Source organism: Streptomyces sp. NPDC126499 (assembly GCF_040302485.1).
In the GTDB taxonomy this organism is placed as follows: Bacteria; Actinomycetota; Actinomycetes; order Streptomycetales; family Streptomycetaceae; genus Streptomyces.
In genome coordinates this window covers 1-22,750 of sequence record NZ_JBEOUO010000013.1, presented here as the reverse complement: position 1 = coordinate 22,750, position 22,750 = coordinate 1, and the positions used below count along the sequence as shown (strand labels likewise).

General features: G+C 72.1%; 17 protein-coding genes. 13 read left to right on the top strand and 4 right to left on the bottom strand.

The genetic code is table 11. From position 1 onward, the window contains the following. Positions 1 to 210 precede the first annotated feature (210 nt). Together ABTZ91_RS20350 and hrpB are read left to right on the top strand one after the other, a co-directional pair. Positions 211 to 1,053, top strand: a complete 843-nt coding sequence (locus tag ABTZ91_RS20350) for a class I SAM-dependent methyltransferase (RefSeq protein ID WP_352078579.1) — start codon at positions 211 to 213, stop codon at positions 1,051 to 1,053. A 107-nt stretch (positions 1,054 to 1,160) separates the two neighbouring features. Further along, a complete protein-coding gene (gene hrpB / locus ABTZ91_RS20345; protein ID WP_352078578.1) occupies positions 1,161 to 3,728 on the top strand; it encodes an ATP-dependent helicase HrpB in 2,568 nt (855 codons plus the stop codon). On the opposite strand, the gene ABTZ91_RS20340 is transcribed toward hrpB, so the two are convergent. The 3 genes from ABTZ91_RS20340 to ABTZ91_RS20330 all read right to left on the bottom strand — a co-directional run bounded on the left by ABTZ91_RS20340 (position 3,712) and on the right by ABTZ91_RS20330 (position 6,760). Further along, positions 3,712 to 4,692, bottom strand: a complete 981-nt coding sequence (locus ABTZ91_RS20340; protein ID WP_352078577.1) for a DUF3068 domain-containing protein — start codon at positions 4,690 to 4,692, stop codon at positions 3,712 to 3,714. The genes hrpB and ABTZ91_RS20340 overlap by 17 nt on opposite strands. Positions 4,693 to 4,703: 11 nt before the next feature. Then, positions 4,704 to 4,844: an SPW_0924 family protein gene (locus ABTZ91_RS20335; RefSeq protein WP_345489423.1), complete on the bottom strand. Its 141-nt coding sequence runs from the start codon at positions 4,842 to 4,844 to the stop codon at positions 4,704 to 4,706. 164 nt (positions 4,845 to 5,008) lie between these two features. Continuing rightward, positions 5,009 to 6,760, bottom strand: coding sequence for a lytic murein transglycosylase (locus ABTZ91_RS20330; protein WP_352078576.1), 1,752 nt, complete (start codon positions 6,758 to 6,760; stop codon positions 5,009 to 5,011). 193 nt (positions 6,761 to 6,953) lie between these two features. Between ABTZ91_RS20330 and ABTZ91_RS20325 the strand changes: the two genes are divergently transcribed. Beyond that, entirely contained in the window at positions 6,954 to 7,832 is an 879-nt protein-coding gene (locus ABTZ91_RS20325; RefSeq protein ID WP_352078575.1) for a DUF4184 family protein, read from the top strand. Between the two features lie 109 nt (positions 7,833 to 7,941). On the opposite strand, the gene polA is transcribed toward ABTZ91_RS20325, so the two are convergent. Continuing rightward, positions 7,942 to 10,662 (bottom strand): DNA polymerase I, encoded by a 2,721-nt coding sequence (gene polA, locus ABTZ91_RS20320; RefSeq protein WP_352078574.1) that lies wholly within the window; start codon positions 10,660 to 10,662, stop codon positions 7,942 to 7,944. 144 nt (positions 10,663 to 10,806) lie between these two features. Between polA and ABTZ91_RS20315 the strand changes: the two genes are divergently transcribed. The 10 genes from ABTZ91_RS20315 (at position 10,807) to ABTZ91_RS20270 (ending at position 22,593) form a co-directional block, all read left to right on the top strand. Beyond that, positions 10,807 to 13,092, top strand: coding sequence for an FdhF/YdeP family oxidoreductase (locus ABTZ91_RS20315; protein ID WP_352078573.1), 2,286 nt, complete (start codon positions 10,807 to 10,809; stop codon positions 13,090 to 13,092). Positions 13,093 to 13,331: 239 nt separating this feature from the next. Then, positions 13,332 to 13,781: a hypothetical protein gene (locus ABTZ91_RS20310; RefSeq protein ID WP_352078572.1), complete on the top strand. Its 450-nt coding sequence runs from the start codon at positions 13,332 to 13,334 to the stop codon at positions 13,779 to 13,781. Between the two features lie 404 nt (positions 13,782 to 14,185). Beyond that, entirely contained in the window at positions 14,186 to 14,695 is a 510-nt protein-coding gene (locus ABTZ91_RS20305) for a hotdog fold thioesterase (protein WP_352078571.1), read from the top strand. 319 nt (positions 14,696 to 15,014) lie between these two features. Further along, on the top strand, positions 15,015 to 15,899 hold the full coding sequence (locus tag ABTZ91_RS20300) for a trypsin-like serine protease (protein ID WP_352078570.1): 885 nt from the start codon (positions 15,015 to 15,017) through the stop codon (positions 15,897 to 15,899). Then, the gene (locus tag ABTZ91_RS20295; RefSeq protein ID WP_352078569.1) at positions 15,896 to 16,324 is read left to right on the top strand and encodes a hypothetical protein; all 429 of its coding nucleotides are present in this window, start codon (positions 15,896 to 15,898) and stop codon (positions 16,322 to 16,324) included. The genes ABTZ91_RS20300 and ABTZ91_RS20295 overlap by 4 nt, the downstream gene beginning before the upstream one ends. 448 nt (positions 16,325 to 16,772) lie before the next feature. Then, positions 16,773 to 18,008 carry a branched-chain amino acid ABC transporter substrate-binding protein gene (locus ABTZ91_RS20290; RefSeq protein ID WP_352078568.1) on the top strand — a complete coding sequence of 412 codons (1,236 nt, stop codon included), beginning with the start codon at positions 16,773 to 16,775 and terminating at the stop codon, positions 18,006 to 18,008. A 112-nt stretch (positions 18,009 to 18,120) separates the two neighbouring features. Then, entirely contained in the window at positions 18,121 to 19,053 is a 933-nt protein-coding gene (locus ABTZ91_RS20285) for a branched-chain amino acid ABC transporter permease (protein WP_352078567.1), read from the top strand. Between the two features lie 5 nt (positions 19,054 to 19,058). Beyond that, entirely contained in the window at positions 19,059 to 20,828 is a 1,770-nt protein-coding gene (locus ABTZ91_RS20280) for an ABC transporter permease subunit (protein ID WP_352078752.1), read from the top strand. Positions 20,829 to 20,833: 5 nt separating this feature from the next. After that, a complete protein-coding gene (locus tag ABTZ91_RS20275) occupies positions 20,834 to 21,880 on the top strand; it encodes an ABC transporter ATP-binding protein (protein ID WP_352078751.1) in 1,047 nt (348 codons plus the stop codon). Further along, the gene (locus ABTZ91_RS20270) at positions 21,877 to 22,593 is read left to right on the top strand and encodes an ABC transporter ATP-binding protein (protein ID WP_352078566.1); all 717 of its coding nucleotides are present in this window, start codon (positions 21,877 to 21,879) and stop codon (positions 22,591 to 22,593) included. Before ABTZ91_RS20275 ends, ABTZ91_RS20270 begins: the two co-directional genes overlap by 4 nt. Positions 22,594 to 22,750 lie beyond the last annotated feature (157 nt).

Genomic DNA, 22,750 nt, shown 5'->3' with positions numbered 1-22,750 from the left:
CGCGGCCTGCTCCGTCTGAGGCGCGCAGGCCCGCAGCGCAACCTTTAGCATACGGGGGCGGCCGGACAGGGTCAATGCGCGAAGCGCGCACCCGGGGCAGAACGCCGCATACCCGGCACAACTCGTCTCAGCCCGGGCCGTCCTGGCCCACGGGAAGCCGTCCCCGCTCGCGCGCGGCGGCACTGAGCGCAAACTACATCGACGGGCGACATGAACCAAGAGTACGGACAGGAAGAGGGCCCCGGGGGTTCCGAGGCCGAGGCGGAGGCGACCCGCCGTGACGCGGGGGAAGCGGAGAGCAGCCGGGCGAGCCGTGGGTGGTGGGACCGCAACGCCGACGAGTACCAGACCGAGCACGGAGCGTTCCTCGGGGACGACCGGTTCGTCTGGGGGCCCGAGGGCCTGGACGAGGCGGACGCCGGCCTGCTGGGCCCGGCCGGCTCGCTGAAGGGGCTGGACGTCCTGGAGATCGGCGCGGGCGCGGCGCAGTGCTCGCGCTGGCTGGCCGCCCAGGGCGCCCGGCCGGTCGCCCTCGACCTCTCGCACCGGCAGCTCCAGCACGCGCTGCGGATCGGCGGGGACGTGCCGCTGGTCGAGGCGGACGCGGGGGCGCTGCCCTTCCGTGACGGCTCGTTCGACCTGGCCTGCTCGGCGTACGGGGCGGTCCCCTTCGTCGCCGATCCGGTACGGGTCTTCCGCGAGGTGCACCGGGTGCTGCGCCCGGGCGGCCGGTGGGTGTTCTCGGTGACGCACCCGATCCGCTGGGCGTTCCCCGACGAGCCGGGCCCGGAGGGGCTCTCGGTCTCGGCGTCCTACTTCGACCGGACGCCGTACGTGGAGCAGGACGAGCGGGGGCGGGCGGTCTACGTCGAGCACCACCGGACCATCGGCGACCGGGTCCGGGACGTGGTCGCGGGCGGCTTCCGGCTGATCGACCTGGTGGAGCCGGAGTGGCCGGCGTGGAACAGCCAGGAGTGGGGCGGCTGGTCCCCGCTGCGGGGGAACCTGATCCCCGGCACGGCGATCTTCGTCTGCGAGCGCGGGGACGGATAAGGCTTCCACGCCGGCCGATCCCACCGTCCGTCCTGTTAGTCATATGAATCGGCGGACCTGTGGACAACCGTGAGCACCGGGTCGGCCCGGCGTACGAGACTTGCCGCGTGATCCGAAACGACGCACTCGACCTGCTTCCCGTCCGCCATGCCGTCCCCGAGCTGCTGACCGCGCTCGACGAGCGCGGCACGGCCGTCCTGTACGCCCCGCCCGGGACCGGCAAGACCACGCTGGTCCCGCTGGCGCTCGCGGGTCTCATAGGAGAGGGGCCCGGGCGGCGGGTGCTGGTGGCCGAGCCGCGCCGGATGGCGGTGCGGGCGGCGGCGCGACGGATGGCGTGGCTGCTCGGCGAGGAGGTCGGCGGGTCGGTCGGCTTCTCCGTGCGCGGAGAGCGGCGGGCCGGTCCCACCACCCGGGTCGAGGTGGTGACGACGGGCGTCCTTCTCCAGCGGCTCCAGCGCGATCCGGAGCTCGCGGGAGTGGACGTGGTGCTGCTCGACGAGTGCCACGAGCGGCACCTCGACGCGGATGTGGCGATGGCGTTCCTGGTGGACGTGCGGGCCACGCTGCGGCCCGAGCTGAAGGTGATCGCCGCGTCGGCGACGAGTGACGCGGAGGCATGGGCCCAGCTCCTCACGGTCCTGGACGGGAGCGGGCCCGCGCCGATCGTGTGGGCCGAGGGCCAGGCGCACGGATACGCCGTGCGCTACGCACCGCCGCCGACCGGCATCCGCCCGGCGCACGGCACGTGGGTGGATCCGGCGCTGCTGCGCCATGTGGCGGCGACGGTGCGGATCGCGATGGAGCGGCACGAGGGCGACGTGCTGTGTTTCCTGCCGGGCACCGGGGAGATCGCGCGGACGGCCGGGCTGCTCGCGGATCTGGACGCCGAGGTGCTCCAGCTGCACGGGCGGGCTCCGGCGGCGGTGCAGGACGCGGTGCTGCGCGGCTCCGGGCCGCAGGGGCGGCGCCGGGTGGTTCTCGCGACCTCGGTGGCGGAGTCGAGCCTGACCGTGCCGGGGGTGCGCATCGTGGTGGACTCGGGGCTCGCGCGGGAGCCCCGGACGGACCATGCGCGCGGGCTCGGCTCGCTGGCCACGGTGCCGGTGTCGACCGCGGCGGCGACCCAGCGGGCGGGCCGCTCGGGCCGTGAGGGCTTCGGCGTGGTCTATCGCTGCTGGGCCGAGGCGGAGGACGGCAACCGCGCCCGTTTTCCCTCCCCCGAGATCCGGATCGCGGACCTGGCGGGCTTCGCGCTGCGGGCCGCCTGCTGGGGCGACCCGACGGCGGCCGGGCTCGCTCTGCTGGACGCGCCGCCCGCCGGGGCGATGGCGGCGGCCGGGCAGGTGCTGGCGGCGATCGGCGCGGTGGACCGGGACGGCCGGGCGACGGACCGGGGGGTGCGGATGGCCCGGCTCGGGCTGCACCCGCGGCTGGCGCGGGCGCTCCTGGACGGTGCCGCCGAGGTGGGGGCGCGGCGGGCCGCCGAGGTGGTGGCGCTGCTGAGCGAGGAACCGCCCCGGGAGTACGGGGACGATCTGGCGGCGGCGTGGCGCGAGGCGCGGCGGGGCGGTGACGGCTATGCGGCGCGCTGGAAGGCGGAGGTGCGGCGGCTGGAGCGCGCGGCGGCCTCCGAGACGGGGCCCGCGGCGGGGCGGGACGCGGGCGGCGGGGCGGTCGGTCCGGTGACCGGTGAGGACGCGGTGGCGGGGCTCGTGACGGCGCTCGCCTTTCCCGAGCGGGTGGCGCGGGCCCGGGAGCAGGGCGGGTATCTGATGGTGTCGGGCACGGGGGCCCGGCTGGCCGAGGGTTCGCGGCTGGGCAGCGGCGGGTGGCTGGCAGTCGCGGTGGCGGACCGGACGGCGCAGAGCGCCACCGCGCGGGTGCGGCTCGCGGCCGTGGTGGACGAGCGGATCGCGCGCGGCGCGGCCGGTCATCTGCTGCGGGCGGGCGAGGAGGTCCACTGGGAGGACGGGGACGTGGTGGCCCGGTCGGTGGAGCGGCTGGGCGCGGTGGAGCTGGCGGTCCGCCCGCTGCGGGACGACGCCGATCCCGCCCTCGTGCGGGAGGCGCTGCTCGACGGGCTCCGCCGGGAGGGCACTGCGCTGCTGCGGTGGAGCAGGGATGCCGAGGAGCTGCGGGCACGACTGGCTTTCCTGCACCGGGAGTTGGGCGAGCCGTGGCCGGACGTGTCGGAGGCGGCGTTGCTGGGGCGGGCCGATCAGTGGCTGGAGCCGGAGTTGTCCCGGGCGCGGCGGCGGGCGGATCTGGGCCGGATCGACGCCGGTGAGGGGCTGCGGCGGCTGCTGCCGTGGGCGACGGGCGAGGCGGGGCGTCTGGACGAGCTGGCGCCGGAGCGGATCGAGGTGCCGAGCGGTTCGCGGATCCGGGTGGAGTACGGCGGTGAGCGGCCGGTGCTCGCGGTGAAGCTCCAGGAGATGTTCGGTCTCGCCGAGACGCCGCGGGTGGCCGGGGTGCCGGTGCTGGTGCACCTGCTCTCCCCCGCGGGGCGGCCGGCGGCGGTGACGTCCGATCTGGCCTCGTTCTGGCGGGAGGGCTATCGGGCGGTACGGGCGGAGCTGCGCGGCCGCTATCCCAGGCACCCGTGGCCGGAGGACCCCTCGGCGGCGGAGCCGACCCGGCACACCAGCGCCCGGCTCAGACGGGAGCGGTGACGGGGGCGGGCTCCGGGGGTGCGGGGCGGCGGGAGCGGGCTTCGAGCCAGAGGGAGAGGCCGAGCAGGAGGAGGGCGAGGGCGGTGAAGCCCCAGGGGAGATAGGAGACGAGCAGCAGCACCATGAGGCGGTTGGACTCGACGAGCTCGACGACGTACGCGATGTAGTCCTCGCGCATCTTCACATGGCCGTCGAAGACGGTGACGGTGTCCCGGCCCATCAGGGCCCGGGCGTTGCGGAGCTCCTCCCTGTGGATCTCCTCGCCGTTGACGGGCGCGCCGGTGACGGGGTCGACCCAGAACATGCGCTTGGTGGTGTACCAGCGGGTGAGGCCGGTCTTGGCGAGGACATCGGGGGTGATGCCCTTGACGGGCATCGTCTTGGGCATGGGGACCTCGGTCCAGGGGACGGTCTGCTCGAAGTAGTAGACCTCCAGGCCGCGGAAGACGCGGGTCCCCTTGTAGTGGATGGGGGCGGAGGTGCGGGTCTGGGCGTCGAAGTAGCGGTAGTCCCGCTTCTCGGTGAGGAAGGGCCACTTGAACTCGATGCCGTCGCGGCGGACCGGGTCGCCGTCGACCATCTCGCCGGTGGCGTGGACGGGGTCCTGGGTGTGGGCGTCGAAGATGTAGCGCTCGGGGATCTTGGAGACCATCGTGCCGTCGGGGCCGAGGACGTAGGAGAGGGAGTCCCAGACGACGACGTCCCGGCCGGCGTCGCGCTCGATCCTCCGGGACTCCTCCACGTTGCCCTTGAGGGTCTGGACGATGGTGATGCTCTCGACCTTCTCGGCCTTGAGGGTCGAGTAGTCGAGCAGGGTGGCGGGCCTCGCCTCCAGGACCGTCTCCTGGTACTGGTTCGGCGGGATCTTCGCGAGGCGGGGGAAGGCGTACCAGCGCAGGGTCGGGGCCATGGCGGCGAAGAAGACGGCGAAGGCGAGCAGGACGAGGCTTGCTCGGCGGCGCACCGGTCCGCCCCTCACTTCTTGGGGCCGGGATCGGCGGTCAGCAGGGGCTTGGGCGAGGTGGGCCCGTCCGGCGGGAGGTCGACCAGGGAGACGAGGAGCATGAACAGAAGGACGGGAACGAGTCCGATGGCGGCGGCGACAAGGGCGCGCATGACCGGCCTCCCGATGCTCTGTCTGATACGTCGTCAGGGCGGGGGCACCGTAGCAACGCGGCCGCGAGATGAGAACACGTCGCACGCAGAACGCGGGGCGCCGCCCCCGGGTCCGGAAGGGACACGAGGGCGGCGTGGAGGCGGGCGTCGCCGGGTGGGCGGCGTCAGGACGAGGGGGTGGTCTCCGGCGTGCTCGTGGAGGGCGACGGCGACGGCGAGGTCGACGAGTCCGGCGACGGCGTCGGCGTGGGGGTCGGCTCGGGGGCGGGGGCGGTCACCTTGAGCTCGACGGTCACCGTGCCGCCGCCGGGTGCGGTCAGACGCAGCAGGAAGGTGCCGGTCTTGTCGCCCGCGTACACGGCCGGGAGGGTGAGGAACCCGTCGGCGTCCGTCTTCAGACCGGTGAGGGTGCGGACGGCGGTGCCGTCGGCGGTCTTGAAGAAGGGGCCGTCGGTGGCGGTCTGCGAGCCGTCCGCCGAGGTGACGAAGGTGGCGGTGAGGGCGACGCCGGAGGCGACGGCCCCGCCGTCGGTGGCCTTCACCGTGATCCGGTCGGCGAACTGGCCGCCGGTGGTGGCCGCCAGCTCCTTGGCGTCGATGCGGGTCAGGGTGTCGGCGGCGCGCTCGGTGACGGTCGCGGCGAACGAGACGGCGTTCAGGCTGCGGCCCACCACGGTGGCGCTGACGGTGAAGGAACCGGTCCGCTCGCCCGCCTTGACGCTCGGCGCCGCGGCCTTGCCCGTGCTGCCGGTGGTGGCGGTGATCTCGCGCGCGCCGATGCCGAACCGGGCGTCCGTGTCGCCCGTGATCCGGAAGCGCACCTGGACGCCCGCGACCGGCTTGCCCGCGAGGTCGACGGCCAGGACCGTGGGGCGGGTGGTGAAGGTGCTGCCGGCGGTGGCGGTGAGGCTGGCGGGGCCGGCCTTCTCGATCCGTACGACCTTGGCCGCCGGGGACGTGGTCGGCGGGGTCGGCTTCGGCGTGCCGGGCTTGGACGGGGCCGGCTTCGGGGTGGCCGGAGGCCGGGTCACGGGGGCCGTCGGGGACGGGGTGGGCCGGCCGGGCGTGGTGACCCGGTCGTCGTTGCGCTCGCGGGGCAGCACACCGGTGCCGTCGGGGACCTGGTGGGTGCCGCGCTTGTAGTACTCGAACCAGGACAGGACCGTGTGCAGGTACTCCGTCGAGCGGTTGTAGCTGAGGATCGCCCGGTCCAGGTCGGCCTTGACGGCGAGGTTGCGGTCGTTGGCGCAGAGGTAGAGGCCGGCGGCCTGGGCCGCGTCGTAGATGTTGTTCGGGTCCTTCTTCCCGTCGCCGTTGGCGTCCTGGCCCCAGGTGGCCCAGGTGGACGGGATGAACTGCATCGGGCCCACCGCGCGGTCGTGCACCTTGTCGCCGTCGTAGGCGCCGTCGTCGGTGTCCGAGATGTTGGCGAAGCCGACGCCGTTGAGGGCGGGGCCGAGGATCGCCGAGGTGGTGGTGCCGTTGGCGTCGACCGCGCCGCCGCGCGCCTGGCCCGACTCCACCTTGCCGATGCCGGCGAGGAGCTGCCATTGCAGGTTGCAGGAGGGGTCGGTGGAGCGGATCGACTGCTCGGCGCGCTGGTAGGCGGCGAGGACGGTCGCGGGTATGCCGGCCTGGGCGGGGCCGGTGATGACCGGCGGATTGCCGGGAGCACCCGGCTTGTTCGGGGTGTTCAGCGGGGGCAGCTCGGTGTAGTACGTCGAGTCACCGGGGCCCGAGGCGTCCGGTGGCGTGGTCGAGTCGCCCGCACCGATCGGAAGGTCACCGCCGGCGTTGTCCGTGGGCGGCGGTATCGAACCCGGCCCCTGCGAAGCGGCCAGCGCCGCGACCGCCGCGGCCACCACCGCACCGCTGGTGGCTCCCCTGCGCAGCCGACGGCCCAAGTGCGATGCCATACGTGTGGTCCCTCCCCGTGTCCCGCGTCCGCGCTCCCCGCGCGGGTCCGACCCGGAGACCCTATGCCAACTCCGGACACGGGAACACCGGGCCCTGACCGAGTTTCACGGTTTCGTCACCACTTGGCCGTCCACGCGTTCGACACCGGGCCGTCCTGAATACTGAGGGCACACCGGACGAGGGGGATTTTCCGTGCCGTTCACGCTCAGCCATGCAGCCGCCGTGCTGCCCGCACTCCGCGGGGACGGCACGGCCCGCGGTCCTCTGGTGGCGTCGGCGCTGGTCGCCGGCTCCTTCTCGCCCGACATGACGTACTTCGCGGCCACCGCCGTGCCCGACGCGATGTTCTTCGGTGACGTCACCCACTCCTTCCTCGGGATCGTCACGGTCGACGTGGTCGTCACGGCGGTGCTGGTGGCGCTGTGGCTGATGGTGCGTGAGCCGCTGGTGGCGCTGCTGCCGCGGCGGTGGCGCGGCCGGGTGTACGGGTTCGTCCGCGGCCGGCCGTGGCGGGAGCGCCGGCCGGTGTCCCTCGCCTTCTGGTTCGCCGTCTCGGCGGCGCTCGGGGCGCTGACGCACGTGGTGTGGGACGCGTTCACCCATCTCGACCGCTGGGGCACCCGGTTGATTCCGGTCCTCGGCGAAGTGGTGGGCGGTCTGCCCGTCTATCTGTACGCGCAGTACGGGGGTTCGGCGCTGGCGCTGGTGCTGATGGGCTGGTTCGCGGTACGGGCGCTGCGTGCGGCGCCTTCGGACGCGCCGTCACCGTCGCTCGTCCCGGTGCTCGACCGGCGGGGGCGCCTGCTGGCGGCCGGGGTGATCGGGGGCTGCGTCCTGGCGGGCGCGGCACATCGCGTGCTGCGCTGGTACGCGTACTGGGGCCGGATCGACTCGCCCCTGGACGTCGTCCCGACCTTCTGCTTCGGGGCGGGGGCGGGGCTGTTCCTGGGGGTGGTGCTGTACGGGGCCGGGGTGCGGGCACTGCGGGCGGGGGCCCGGCCGGCAGAGGGCGGCCCGGAGGGCCCGGTGGTGGGGCGGGAGCCGGAGCGGTCCCGTCCTGGAGCTCGCTGACGCCTGCCGGGGCGAAGCCGCGCGGGACGTACCCCGCACCCGTGGGCCTTCGGCCCGCCCCGTGGGGGGCGGACCGACACCGGTGACGGCGCCCCGGCAGGGGCATGGCTCAGTGCGCCGCCGAGTCCCAGTCCGGGCCGACGCCGACGGAGACGTCCAGGGGGGCGCGGAGTTCGACGGCGTGGGCCATCTCGTCGCGGACGAGGGCTTCGACCTGGTCGCGCTCGCCGGGGGCGAGTTCCAGGACGATTTCGTCGTGGACCTGGAGGAGCATCCGGGAGGCGAGGCCGGCCTCGGTGAGGGCGCGGTCGACACGGAGCATGGCGACCTTGACGATGTCCGCGGCGGTGCCCTGGATCGGGGCGTTGAGCGCCATCCGTTCGGCGGCCTCACGGCGCTGGCGGTTGTCGCTGTTGAGGTCCGGGAGGTAGCGGCGACGGCCGAGCATCGTCTCGGTGTAGCCGGTGGCGCGGGCCTCGTCGACGACCCGGCGCAGATAGTCCCGTACGCCGCCGAAGCGCTCGAAGTAGGTGTCCATCAGGCCGCGCGCCTCGGCCGGCTCGATGCCGAGCTGCTGGGAGAGGCCGAAGGCGGAGAGCCCGTACGCCAGGCCGTACGACATGGCCTTGATCTTGCGGCGCATCTCGGCGTCGACGGCGGACCGCTCGACGTTGAACACCTGTGAGGCGACCGTGGTGTGCAGGTCCTCGCCGGAGGTGAAGGCCTCGATGAGGCCCTCGTCCTCGGAGAGGTGGGCCATCACGCGCAGCTCGATCTGGCTGTAGTCGGCGGTCATCAGGGCCTCGAAGCCCTCGCCGACGACGAAGCCGTGCCGGATGGCGCGGCCCTCGTCGGTGCGCACCGGCACGTTCTGGAGGTTGGGGTCGGTGGAGGACAGCCGGCCGGTGGCGGCGACGGTCTGGCTGAAGGTGGTGTGGATGCGGCCGTCGGCGGCGACGGTCTTGATCAGCCCCTCGACGGTGGAGCGCAGCCGGGCCTGCTCGCGGTGCCGGAGCATGATCACCGGGAGCTCGTGCTCGGTCTGGGCGGCCAGCCAGGCGAGCGCGTCGGCGTCGGTGGTGTAGCCGGTCTTGGTCTTCTTCGTCTTGGGCAGGTTGAGCTCGCCGAAGAAGACCTCCTGGAGCTGCTTGGGCGAGCCGAGGTTGAACTCGTGGCCGACGGAGGCGTGGGCCTCCTTGACGGCCTGCTGCACGGCGCCCGCGAACTGCTGCTCCAGGGCCTCCAGGTGGTCGCGGTCGGCGGCGATGCCGTGCCGCTCCAGGCGGGCGAGGAGCGCGGAGGTGGGCAGCTCGACCTCGTGGAGGAGCTCCATGGCGCCGACCTCGGCGAGCTTCTCCTCGAAGGCGGTGCCGAGGTCGAGGACGGCACGGGCCTGGGTCATCAGGGCCTCGGCCTCGGCGTGGTCGTCGGCGCCGAAGGCGAGCTGGCCGTCGGCGGGGGCGGCGGGGGCGAGCTCGCGGCCCAGGTACTCGACGGCGAGCGCGTCCAGGGCGAAGGAGCGGCGGCCGGGCTTGACCAGGTAGGCGGCGAGCGCGGTGTCCATGGTGACGCCGGCGATGCTCCAGCCGTGCTCGGGGAAGACCCGCATGGCGCCCTTGGCGTTGTGCAGGACCTTCGGCCGCCCGGGGTCGGAGATCCAGGCGGCCCAGGCGCGCTCGTCGGCCTCGTCGAGCTCGGAGGGGTCGAACCAGGCGGCGGCGCCGTCGCCGGAGGCGAGGGCGATCTCGGCTACGTTGCCGGTGCCGAGGGCCCAGCTGTCGAGGGTGGCGACGCCGAGCGGCTGCCCGCCGTGCTCGGCGAGCCAGCCGGCGAGCTCGCCGGAGCCGAGGACGGTGAAGTCGAGGTCGACGCCGGGGGCCGGGGCGGGGGCGGTCTCCTCGGCGGCGCCGGGGTCGACGGCGAGGAGCCGCTCGCGCAGCGAGGGGTTGCGGATCTCCAGGGTGTCGAGGACGAGGGCGACGGCCGTGCGGTCGTACGGCTCACGGGCGAGGTCCGCGACGGTCTTGGGCAGCTCGACGTCGCGGACCATCTCGGTGAGGCGGCGGTTGAGCTTCACCGACTCCAGATGGTCACGGAGGTTCTGGCCTGCCTTGCCCTTGACTTCCTCGGCGCGCTCCACCAGCTGAGCGAAGGAGCCGAACTGGTTGATCCACTTGGCGGCGGTCTTCTCGCCGACGCCGGGGATGCCGGGCAGGTTGTCCGACGGGTCGCCGCGCAGGGCGGCGAAGTCGGGGTACTGCGACGGCGACAGCCCGTACTTCTCCTGGACCTTCTCGGGGGTGAAGCGGGTCAGCTCGGAGACGCCCTTGGTGGGGTAGAGCACGGTGGTGTGGTCGGTGACCAGCTGGAAGGAGTCCCGGTCGCCGGTGACGATGAGGACCTCGAAGCCCTCGGCCTCGGCCTGGGTGGCGAGGGTGGCGATGACGTCGTCCGCCTCGTACCCGTCGATGGCGAAGCGGGGGGCGTGCATGGCGTCGAGCAGCTCGCCGATCAGCTCGACCTGTCCCTTGAACTCGTCGGGGGTCTTGGAGCGGTTCGCCTTGTACTCGGGGAACTCCTCCGAGCGCCAGGTCTTGCGGGACACGTCGAACGCGACGGCGAAGTGCGTGGGCGCCTCGTCGCGGAGCGTGTTCGCCAGCATGGACGCGAACCCGTAGATCGCGTTCGTCGGCTGCCCGGTCGCGGTGGTGAAGTTCTCCGCGGGCAGCGCGAAGAACGCCCGGTACGCCAGGGAGTGCCCGTCCATGAGGAGCAGGCGCGGGCGGTTCTCTTCGGTCATATCGGTCTTCTTCGCTGCTGTCTCGGCCACGGGACGATCCTGCCACGCGCCGCTGACATTCCCGTCCACGCGCCGAGGGTGACCGGCCGCGCACCGACCGTGCGTGGTCCGTTGTCGGTGGCGCGTGACAGGATCGGAGTCGTACGAGTCCTTCACCGCTCAAGGGAGAGCGCGATGGTCAGCAAGCCGCCGGTCGGCGACCCGGTCCAGGACGCGCCGCGGGTCGCGGCGCCGCAGCACGCGGCCGCCGGGCTGCCCGCCGTCGCGCACACGCTGCGGATGGCCCACGAGCAGATGGGCGTGCGGCGCACCGCGCGGACCCTGCTCAAGGTCAACCAGAAGGACGGCTTCGACTGCCCCGGCTGCGCCTGGCCGGAGGCGGACAAGCGGCATGTGGCGGAGTTCTGCGAGAACGGGGCGAAGGCGGTCGCCGAGGAGGCGACGCTGCGCCGGGTGACGCCGGAGTTCTTCGCCGCCCACCCCGTGGCCGACCTGGCGACGCGCAGCGGTTACTGGCTGGGCCAGCAGGGCCGGATCACGCATCCGATGTACCTGCCGGAGGGCGCCGAGCGGTACGAGCCGGTGAGCTGGGAGCGGGCGTTCTCGATCATCGCGGAGGAGCTGACGGCGCTCTCCTCCCCCGACGAGGCCGTGTTCTACACCTCGGGCCGTACCAGCAACGAGGCCGCGTTCCTGCTGCAGCTGTTCGCGCGCGAGTTCGGCACGAACAACCTGCCGGACTGCTCCAACATGTGCCACGAGTCCTCCGGCTCGGCACTGACGGAGACCCTCGGCGTCGGCAAGGGCAGTGTGTCGCTGGAGGACCTGCACCGGGCGGACCTGATCGTCGTCGCGGGACAGAACCCGGGGACGAACCATCCGCGGATGCTGTCGGCGCTGGAGAAGGCGAAGGCGGCGGGAGCGCGGATCATCTCGGTGAACCCGCTGCCGGAGGCGGGCCTGGAGCGGTTCAAGAACCCGCAGACGGCTCAGGGCATGCTGAAGGGAGCGGCGCTCACCGATCTCTTCCTCCAGATCCGCATCGGCGGCGACCAGGCCCTGTTCCGGCTGCTCAACCGGCTCGTCCTGGAGACGCCGGGCGCCGTGGACGAGGAGTTCGTCGCCGCGCACACCCACGGCTTCGAGGAGTTCGCCGCGGCGGCCCGCGAGGCGGACTGGGAGGAGACGCTCGCGGCGACGGGCCTGACCCGCGCCGAGATCGAGAAGGCCCTGAAGATGGTCCTGGCCTCGCGGCGGACGATCGTCTGCTGGGCGATGGGCCTGACCCAGCACAAGCACTCCGTGCCGACCATTCGCGAGGTGGTCAACTTCCTCCTGCTGCGGGGGAATGTGGGCCGGCCGGGCGCCGGGGTGTGTCCGGTGCGCGGGCACTCCAATGTGCAGGGCGACCGGACGATGGGCATCTTCGAACGGCCGGCGCCGGCCTTCCTGGACGCCCTGGACAAGGAGTTCGGAATCACCTCGCCGCGCCACCACGGTTTCGACGTGGTGCGGTCCATCCAGGCGCTGCGCGACGGCGAGGCGAAGGTGTTCTTCGCGATGGGCGGCAATTTCGTCGGGGCGACCCCCGACACCGAGGTCACCGAGGCGGCGATGCGCAACGCCCGCCTGACCGTCCACGTGTCGACGAAGCTGAACCGCTCGCACGCGGTGACCGGCAGGCGGGCACTGATCCTGCCGACGCTGGGCCGCACCGACAAGGACGTGCAGAAGAGCGGCCGGCAGTTCGTCACGGTCGAGGACTCGATGGGCCTGGTGCACGCCTCGCGCGGCAACCTGCCGCCGGCGAGCCCGCACCTGCTGTCCGAGCCGGCGATCGTGGCGCGGATGGCGCGGGCCGTGCTCGGCGAGGCGTCGGCGACGCCGTGGGAGGAGTTCGAGGCGGACTACGCGACGATCCGCGACCGCATCGCGCGCGTGGTGCCCGGTTTCGAGGACTTCAACGCGCGGCTCGCGGCCGACCCGGGCGGTTTCGCGCTGCCGCACGCCCCGCGCGACGAGCGCCGCTTCCCGACGAACACCGGGAAGGCGAACTTCACGGCGGCGCCGGTCGAGTACCCGAGGGTGCCGGAGGGCCGGCTGCTGCTGCAGACGCTGCGCTCGCACGACCAGTACAACACCACGATCTACGGTCTCGACGACCGCTACCGGGGCATCACGGGCGGCCGCCGGGTGGTCCTCGTGCACCCCGAGGACGCGGCGGCGCTGGGCTTCGCGGACGGGGCGTACGCGGATCTGGTGAGCGAGTGGACCGACGGCATCGAGCGGCGGGCGCCCGGCTTCCGGGTGGTGCACTATCCGACGGCCCGGGGCTGCGCCGCCGCGTACTACCCCGAGACGAACGTGCTGGTGCCGCTGGAGTCGACGGCCGACGTCAGCAACACCCCGGCGAGCAAGTCGGTGATCGTACGGCTGGTCCCGCGGCCCGCGGGGGACTGATCCGGTCGTCGGAGACGGTGGCCGGCTCCGCACTGCCCGGGAGCGAGGAGGGTGGGGACCAGAGCCCGCCGGCACCGCTCGATCCGCCGGACCAGAGCCCCCCGGCGCCCGTACCGCAGGCACCCGTGCCGCCGGCGCCACCGGGACCCGCGGCTGCCCCGTCCCTCGCGGATCTCGCGCTGGAGCGGATCGCCCCGGGTTCCCCCGTCCCGCCGTCCCGGCGGGGCCGGGCGCGGGTCATGGTCCAAGGGCTGCTCGTACTCGCGGCGGGCCTGCTGGCCACCGCCGCCCTGGGGCAGGCGGTCACCCATGTCTACGACACCGTGTTCGCGGACGAGCGGCTGCGGGACGAGGACGAGGCCCAGCAGCGGCTGGACCAGGCGGAAGCCCCGTTCACCGCGGCGGTGGACCCCGATCTCTCCACGCTCGACAGCGCCGGCTGGACGATCGTCCTCGACCGGGCGCTCACGCCGGCCGAGCAGCACTCCCTCAAGGCCGTGAAGGTCCGGGCCACCGTCGGCTACGGGCGGGACGTCTGGCGGATCCTGGGCCCGCTCGGCGCGCGGGTCATCGGCTCGAAGCCGTTCATGGAGGCCGGTCCCTTCTCCATGGACGGGCCCACGACCACGTTCAAGCTGCATCTCTTCAGCGGCCGCAGCTCCCAGCTGGCGATCACCGAGCCCCGCTGATCACCGACGAGGGCGACGACCAGGGACTGCCGTTCTTCGACCGTCAGAAGATCGATCTCGGCGGGGCAGCACGCCGGGCGGGCTGCGGGTCGCGGCCACCGTGGGTTCGGAGAGCTGCGACTGGAGAATCGCCGCGACCTACCGGGACGCGGCCGGGACCCGCGGCGAGGTGGTGATCCAGGACGGTACGAGGCCGTTCCGCGCGGAGGCGGAGCCTGCCGCACCCGAACAGTTCTTCGTCGCCCAGGCCCATCCCTACCGGCTCACCCCGTGCCACGAGCCCCGTTTCGCGAAGGACGGCCTCTGTCGCACGGCTCTTCGGGGGCCATGACAGAATCGCCCCACCTAAGCGTTTGCTCAGGCAGTGAGGAAGACCAGCCGTACGACAGGAACGGAGCCCGGCCATGGGTGAGCAGCAGCATGTGAAGTTCCCGCAGGAGGTCATCGACGAGTACGCCTCGCTCGGGGTGGACCTGCCCGCGCTCTTCTCCGCCGGGCATCTCGGGAACCGCATGGGCGTGCAGATCCTGGAGGCCTCGGCGGAGCGCGTGGTCGGGACCATGCCCGTCGAGGGCAACACCCAGCCGTACGGTCTGCTGCACGGCGGCGCCTCCGCGGTGCTCGCCGAGACCCTCGGGTCGATCGGCTCGATGCTGCACGGCGGCGTCTCCCGCATCGCCGTCGGCGTGGACCTGAACTGCACCCACCACCGCGGCGTGCGCAGCGGCCTGGTCACCGGGGTCGCGACGCCCGTGCACCGGGGACGGTCGACCGCCACGTACGAGATCGTGATCACGGACGAGCAGGACAAGCGGGTCTGCTCGGCCCGGCTGACCTGCATGCTCCGGGAGATCGACGCGAAGGACGCGGGCAACCTGCCGGAGGCCGGCCGCCGGGACGGCGCCGGCGCCTGAGCGACCGGGACGCGGCGGCCTCGCGGAGCCCCGCTCCGGACCCCGCCGTGATCACCGCCGCCCGGGGCCCCGCTCCGGACCCCGCCGCCCGGGGCCCGGTAAGGACCGCACCCGCGCCCACCGCCACGCGGAGCCCCGCTCCGGACCCCGCCCGCGCCCACCTGCAACCCGGAGCCCCGGTACGGACCTTCCGTACCGGGGCTTCGTCGTCCAACTCCCCGGCGCCCTCCGCCTCTTGCCCTCGCGCGCCCCAGCCGGTTCACTGTCGACCCTCCCCCACAGGAGTACACCCGGTCCACCACACACCGAGGGGCTCTTCTTGACCGCCGTACGCACCACCACCATGGCCACCGCCGTGACCGCCGCCGCCTGCGCCGCCGTGATCGTCACCGCGATCCCGTCCGCGGCGATCAACTCCTACAACGCCGCTCCCGCGCCCGAGCGCACCGAGGTCGGCGCTCTGGTCGCGACCTGGGACAACGACGGCGACCCGGCCACGCCCGACCGGGTGGACTGGGTCTGCTCCGGCACGATGATCGACGCGGACACCTTCCTGACCGCCGCGCACTGCACGACCGACTGGCCGGAGAACGTACGTTTCTACGTCTCCCTCGACCAGGACGTGCAGGCCGGCCTCGACCGGGCCGCGGCCGAGCACCCCGGCGACCCGGCGGCCGTCGCGCGGGCCGTCGCGGTCGAGGGGCGGGCGATCAGTCACCCCGCGTACCCGGGGCCGGCCTCGGACGACCACGACATCTCGGTGGTGGAGCTGCCCGCGGCCAAGATCAAGGAGCGCTGGTCCTTCACCCCGGCCGCCCTGCCGAAGGCCGGGGCGCTCAGCGCGCTCGGCCCGCAGGGCCTGAACGACACCGACTTCCTCGTCGCCGGCTACGGCACCCAGGAGGCCCAGCGCGGACCGGGCGGCCACACCCACCCCGGCGGCGGGGTGCGCATGAAGGCGCCGGTCTCCTTCAACGCGCTGAACGACGCCTGGGTCCGGCTCGCCATGACGGCACCGCAGGGCAACGGCGGTGCCTGCTACGGCGATTCGGGTGGCCCGAACTTCGCCACGCTGGGCGGCCGGCTCACCCTGGTGGCGACCACCATCACCGGCGACGGCCCCTGCTACGCCACCAACGTGGTGTACCGCCTCGACACCCCGGGCGCGCGCGACTTCCTGAAGCCGTACGTCCAACTCCCTTGATCCGCCCGCCCTTCACGGTCAGGGCCGCGCTCGCCGCGACCCTGGCCGGCTGCTTGCTGGCCCTGGGCACCGGCTGCGCGCAGGCACCCCACGACCCCGCGCCCCGCGCGAGCACCCCCGCGGACATCTGCGCAAGTCTCGTGTCGTACTGGGTGAAAGAGGCACTGAAGGGCAGCACCTGGGCCGGGCTCGACTGGGAACAGAAGGGCCTGTCGAACGAGCAGTACGCGATCCACGACGAGGTGCTCGTGGCGGCGCGGGCGGAGGAGCGCCGGGCCGGCCGCGCGTCGGCGTTCGCGCTGACCGACCGGGAGGCGCGCCGGCGGTGCGAGGCGGCGAAGGGGGCGACGGGCAGTTCGGAGAACTGGCGACCGCCCAGCGAACACGCTGTTCCCACCAGCGGTTCCCGGCCATCGCCCTCGTAACACTGCGTAACATTCACGCCCCGCGGGAGGACCGCGGAAGCGGAGTGATCCGGTCGGCTCATCCGTCCGCTGACACCGAGGCGAGCGTCCGGTATCCGGACACCCCTCCGGGCAGGCCGTCAGCACCATGATCTGCTCAAGCCCCTTAGCGGAACTGCGCGTTCTCAGTATGTGAACACCGCACTACGGACCGATGTGCCCGAGTTTGCCCACGGCCCGCACACCGCTTCCCCCCGTCGGCATAACAAGACAGTCACATCATGTCCTCGGCGCTCCCCGACCTTCCCCACCTGCGCCTAGAGTCACGGCCAGTCACCGCGCCGCCGGGCGCCCTCCTCTGCACGGCCTGCTCGACCCAGTACGGCCCGGCATCGAAAACGGCACCTCTCGCTACAGCTTCACGGCACCGCCTCAGCTCGAGGGGGCCGCGCCAGGGAAAGGAAACTTCGTGCGACACCGTTCTTTGCTCATCCTGACCAGCGTCCTCACCACAGGAGCGCTCACCCTCACCGCCTGCGGTTCGCGTGACGAGGGCAAGGGTGGCGGCGACAACGCCGGAGGCACCACGACCGTGGTGATCGGTGTGGACGCCCCTCTCACCGGTTCGCTTTCCGCCCTGGGCCAGGGCATCAAGAACTCCGTGGACCTCGCCGTCAAGACCGCCAACAAGGACAAGGTCGTCCCCGGCGTCACCTTCAAGATCGAGGCCCTGGACGACCAGGCCACCCCGGCGACCGGCAAGGCCAACGCCCTCAAGCTGGTCGGCATGAAGGACGTCCTCGGCGTCGTCGGCCCGCTGAACTCCGGCGTCTCGCAGTCCATGCAGGCCGACTTCGACAAGGCCAACCTGACCCAGGTCTCGCCGGCCAACACCAACCCGTCCCTCTCCCAGGGCGACAACTGGGGCAAGGGCGAGAAGAAGCGTCCGTTCAAGACGTACTTCCGCACCGCCACCACCGACGTCATCCAGGGCAAGTTCGCCGCGAACTACCTGTTCAAGGACGCCGGCAAGAAGAAGGTCTTCGTCGTCAACGACAAGCAGACCTACGGCGCCGGTCTCGCCGCGATCTTCAGCGACGAGTTCAAGCGCCTCGGCGGCACCGTCGTGGGCACGGACTCCGTCACGGTGAAGGAGACCGACTTCTCCGCCACCGCCAACAAGGTCAAGGCCTCGGGCGCCGACTCCGTCTACTTCGGCGGCCAGTACCCCGAGGGCGGTCTGCTCTCCGACCAGATCAAGAAGGCCGGCGCCAAGATCCCGACCATGGGTGGCGACGGCATCTACGACCCGGAGTTCATCAAGGCCTCCGGCGAGGCCAACGACGGTGACCTGGCCACCTCGGTCGGCTTCCCGGTCGAGAAGCTCCCGACCGCCAAGAAGTTCATCGAGGACTACAACGCGGCCGGCTACAAGGACGCCTACGCGGCCTACGGCGGCTACTCCTACGACGCCGCCTGGTCGATCATCCAGGCCGTCAAGGCCGTCGTCGAGGCCAACAACGGCAAGCTGCCCGAGGACGCCCGCGCCAAGGTCACCGAGGCCATGGCCAAGGTCTCCTTCGAGGGCGTGACCGGCTCCGTCGCCTTCGACGAGTACGGCGACACCACCAACAAGCAGCTCACCGTCTACCAGGTCAAGAACGGCGCCTGGGTCGACGTGAAGTCCGAGACCTTCAAGGACTGACCCCCAGCCTCGCCCCGCACCACCACCCGCACCCCATGAACCAAGCCGCGCGAGGGCGCAAACAGCGCCCTCGCGCGGTCTCATATCCGACACGCTCATCGGAGGCCTTGCGGTGAACGAACTGCCGCAGCAGCTGGCCGACGGCCTTGCCCTAGGGGCCCTCTACGGCCTCATCGCCATCGGCTACACGATGGTCTACGGCATCGTCCAGCTCATCAACTTCGCCCATGGCGAGATCTTCATGATCGGAGGCTTCGGCGCCCTCACGGCGTACACGATCCTCCCCGACGGCACCGCGCTCGCCATCGCGATACCCGTGATGCTGGTCGGCGGCGCACTGGTCTCCGTGGCCGTGGCGACCGCCGCCGAGCGCTTCGCCTACCGCCCCCTGCGCGGAGCCCCCCGCCTCGCCCCGCTGATCACGGCCATCGGTCTGTCGATCGTGCTCCAGCAGCTGATCTGGGGCTTCTACCCGGGCGCCAAGAGCCCGGTGAAGTTCCCCGAGTTCAAGGGCGACAGCTTCCAGATCTTCGAGGGTCTGGCCATCTCCCGCGCCGACGCCTTCGTCCTCGTCGCCGCCCCCCTGTGCATGCTCGCCCTCGGCCTCTTCGTCTCCAAGAGCCGCAGCGGCCGCGCCATGCAGGCCACGGCCCAGGACCCGGACACGGCGAAGCTCATGGGCATCAACACCGACCGCATCATCGTGATGGCCTTCGCCATCGGCGCCGCGTTCGCCGCGGTCGCGGCGGTCGCCGAGGGCCTCGACAAGGGCCAGATCCGCTTCGAGATGGGCTTCCTGCTCGGCCTCAAGGCCTTCACCGCCGCCGTGCTCGGCGGCATCGGCAACATCTACGGCGCGATGATCGGCGGCGTCGTCCTCGGTCTCGCGGAGACCCTCTCCATCGCCTACGTCGAGCACATCCCCGGGATGGCGCAGTTCGGCGGCGGCGCCTGGAAGGACATCTGGGTCTTCTCCCTCCTCATCCTCGTGCTTCTGTTCAGACCACAGGGTCTCCTCGGACAGCGCACAGCGGACAGGGCGTGATCGTGATGACCGACCTCACCAAGACCCCCGCGGAGTCCGGCACCCCGGCGGACCCGGCGGAGCAGCCCACGGCCCCCCAGGGCCCCGGCCTCCTGCACTGGATCGTCGCCGGCGGCGGCCTCGCCACCGTGGCCTCCACCTTCCTCGCCTGGACCTACACCACCGAGTTCCCCGGCAACCTCACGGTCAACGGCTACCCCGGCGGCCTCCAGGTCCTCACCCTCGTCGCGGGCCTCCTCCTGACGCTGTTCGCCCTCTCCGGGCTCGGCATCACGGGCCTGCGCTGGCTCACCCCGGCCGGCTCCACGAAGGCGCTGCAGCTCCTCGCCCTCGCCGCGCTCGGCACCACCTGGTACACCGTGATCGCGATCGCCGTACAGCTCGGCGGCCTCGCACACCTGGACCCGGGCGCCTGGGTGGCCGCCGTCGCCACGCTGGTCCCGCTGGCCGCCTTCCGGCTCGCGGACGACACCCGCAAGCCGGCCCGACCCCGGGAGATCCCCTCCTGGGCCGAGATCCTCGTCCTCGTCGCGGCCTTCGCCGTCGGCATGTACGCGGTCACCTACGGCATCTCCACCGAGTACGGCGAGCTGTTCATCGGCTACCTGATCCTGGCCGGCTTCGCCGCCGCGGCCCTCAACAAGTCGGGCCTCATGGGCCGGATCTCGGTGATCGCCTCCAAGAACAAGCAGATCGCCGCCATCGCGGCGTTCGTGGCCGCGGCCGCGTTCCCCTTCACGCAGACCACGGACACGTTCACCGTCATCGCGGTCAACATCCTGATCTTCGCGACGGTCGCCCTCGGCCTCAACGTCGTCGTCGGTCTGGCGGGTCTGCTCGACCTCGGCTACGTGGCGTTCCTCGGCGTCGGCGCCTACACCGCCGCCCTCGTCTCGGGCTCCACCGCCTCCGCGCTCGGCATCCAGCTGCCCTTCTGGGCGGCCGTCCTGCTCGGCGCGATCGTCGCCCTGGTCTTCGGCGTCGTCATCGGCGCGCCGACGCTGCGACTGCACGGCGACTACCTCGCCATCGTGACCCTGGGCTTCGGTGAGATCTTCCGCATCACCGTCAACAACATGGACGGCGACAACGGCCCGCAGATCACCAACGGCCCCAACGGCATCCCGAACATCCCATCGCTGAACCTCTTCGGCTACGACTTCGGCCAGACCCACACCATCCTGGGCGTGGAGATCAGCAGCTACGCCAACTACTACCTGCTGATGCTGCTCGTGATGGTCCTCGTGGTCGTGGTCTTCAGCCGGGCGCAGGACTCCCGCATCGGCCGTGCCTGGGTCGCCATCCGCGAGGACGAGACCGCCGCCACCGCCATGGGCATCAACGGCTTCCGGGTCAAGCTGATCGCCTTCGCGCTCGGCGCCACCCTCGCCGGTGTCGCCGGCACCGTCCAGGCCCACTTCCAGGGCACGGTCCTGCCCGAGATGTACGTGTTCGCCGGCCCCGTCGCCCCGAACTCCGCGTTCCTCCTCGCGGCCGTGATCCTCGGCGGCATGGGCACCATCCGCGGCCCGCTCCTCGGCGCGGCGCTGCTCTTCCTGATCCCCGAGAAGCTGGCCTTCCTCAAGGACTACCAGCTGCTCGCGTTCGGCCTCGCGCTCATCCTGCTGATGCGCTTCCGTCCGGAGGGCCTCATCCCCAACCGGCGCGCCCAGCTCGAATACCACGAGCACGAGGAGAACGCCGACCAGCTCGACGTACCGGAGCCGCGGCCCGCCGCCGACCCGATCGTCGGAACCTCGAAGGCGGGTGCGTGAACGCCATGACGACGACCACCACCACGGCCACGGCCGCCACCGTCCTCGACGCCAGCGGTGTCACCATGCGCTTCGGCGGCCTCACCGCCGTGCGCGGCGTGGACCTCACCGTCCGCGAGGGCGAGATCGTCGGACTGATCGGCCCCAACGGCGCCGGCAAGACGACCTTCTTCAACTGCCTGACCGGTCTGTACGTCCCGACCGAGGGCCAGGTCAGCTACAAGGGCACGGTCCTCCCGCCGAAGCCGCACCTGGTCACCCAGGCCGGCATCGCCCGCACCTTCCAGAACATCCGCCTCTTCTCCAACATGACGGTCCTGGAGAACGTCCTCGTCGGACGCCACACCCGGACCAAGGAGGGCCTGTGGTCCGCGCTGCTGCGCGGCCCCGGCTTCAAGAAGGCGGAGACCGCCTCCCGCGAACGGGCCATGGAACTCCTGGAGTTCGTCGGTCTGGCCGCGAAGGCGGAGCACCTGGCGCGCAACCTCCCGTACGGCGAGCAGCGCAAGCTGGAGATCGCCCGCGCGCTCGCCAGCGACCCCGGCCTGCTGCTGCTCGACGAGCCGACGGCCGGCATGAACCAGAGCGAGACCCGCGCCACCGAGGAGCTCGTCTTCGCGATCCGCGACCGCGGCATCGCCGTCCTCGTCATCGAGCACGACATGAAGTTCATCTTCAAGCTGTGCGACCGGGTGGCCGTCCTCGTCCAGGGCGAGAAGCTCGTCGAGGGCACCGCCGAGGTCGTCCAGGGCGACGAGCGCGTCGTGGCCGCCTACCTGGGCACGCCCTTCGAGGGCGCGCCCGGCGCGGAGGAGGTCGCGGAGGTCGAGGCGGCCGAGGCCCACGCGGCCGAGGAGACCACCGCGGAGACCGCCGAAGGTTCCGACGGCTCCGAGGCCGGCGGCCCGGAGGAATCCGAGGACGCCGCGGCCGACGCCGACGACACCCCCGTGGACGAGGCTCCGGCCGACCAGGCCACGGCCGACGAGGAGGCCGGGGCCGAGGCCCCGACCGCCGACGCGGACAGCACCACCGAAGGAGACTCCAAGTGACCGCACTCCTCGAGGTCGAGGACCTCAGGGTCGCCTACGGCAAGATCGAGGCCGTCAAGGGCATCTCCTTCTCCGTCGATGCCGGCCAGGTCGTCAGCCTGATCGGCACCAACGGCGCGGGCAAGACCACGACCCTGCGGACCCTGTCCGGCCTGATCAAGCCGGCCGGCGGCAAGATCATCTTCGACGGCCAGGAGCTCAACGGCATCCCGGCCCACAAAGTGGTCTCCCTGGGCCTGGCCCACTCCCCCGAAGGCCGGCACATCTTCCCCAAGCTGACCATCGCCGAGAACCTCCAGCTCGGCGCCTTCCTCCGCAAGGACAAGGACGGCATCGAGCAGGACATCCAGAAGGCCTACGACCTCTTCCCCATCCTGGGCGAGCGTCGCAAGCAGGCCGCGGGCACCCTCTCCGGCGGTGAACAGCAGATGCTGGCCATGGGCAGGGCCCTCATGTCCCAGCCCAAGCTGCTCATGCTCGACGAGCCCTCGATGGGCCTCTCCCCGATCATGATGCAGAAGATCATGGAGACCATCGCCACGCTCAAGGCCGAAGGCATGACGATCCTGCTCATCGAGCAGAACGCCCAGGCCGCGCTGTCCCTCGCGGACCAGGCGTACGTGCTCGAGGTCGGCAAGATCAAGCTGTCCGGCACGGGCCAGGAGCTGCTCCACGACGACGAGGTCCGCAAGACCTACCTCGGCGAGGAGTAACCCTCGCCCGCAAGCGGAAGGCCCGCCCCACAGTGCTTCCGTTCTAGTGGTCGTCGCAACACCCCAGTTCAGGGGATGCGATGGATTTCGAGATCCGGGAGGACCGGACGGCTCAGGGGCGGAAGCAGCTGTTGCGTGAGCGGGAGACATACTTCCG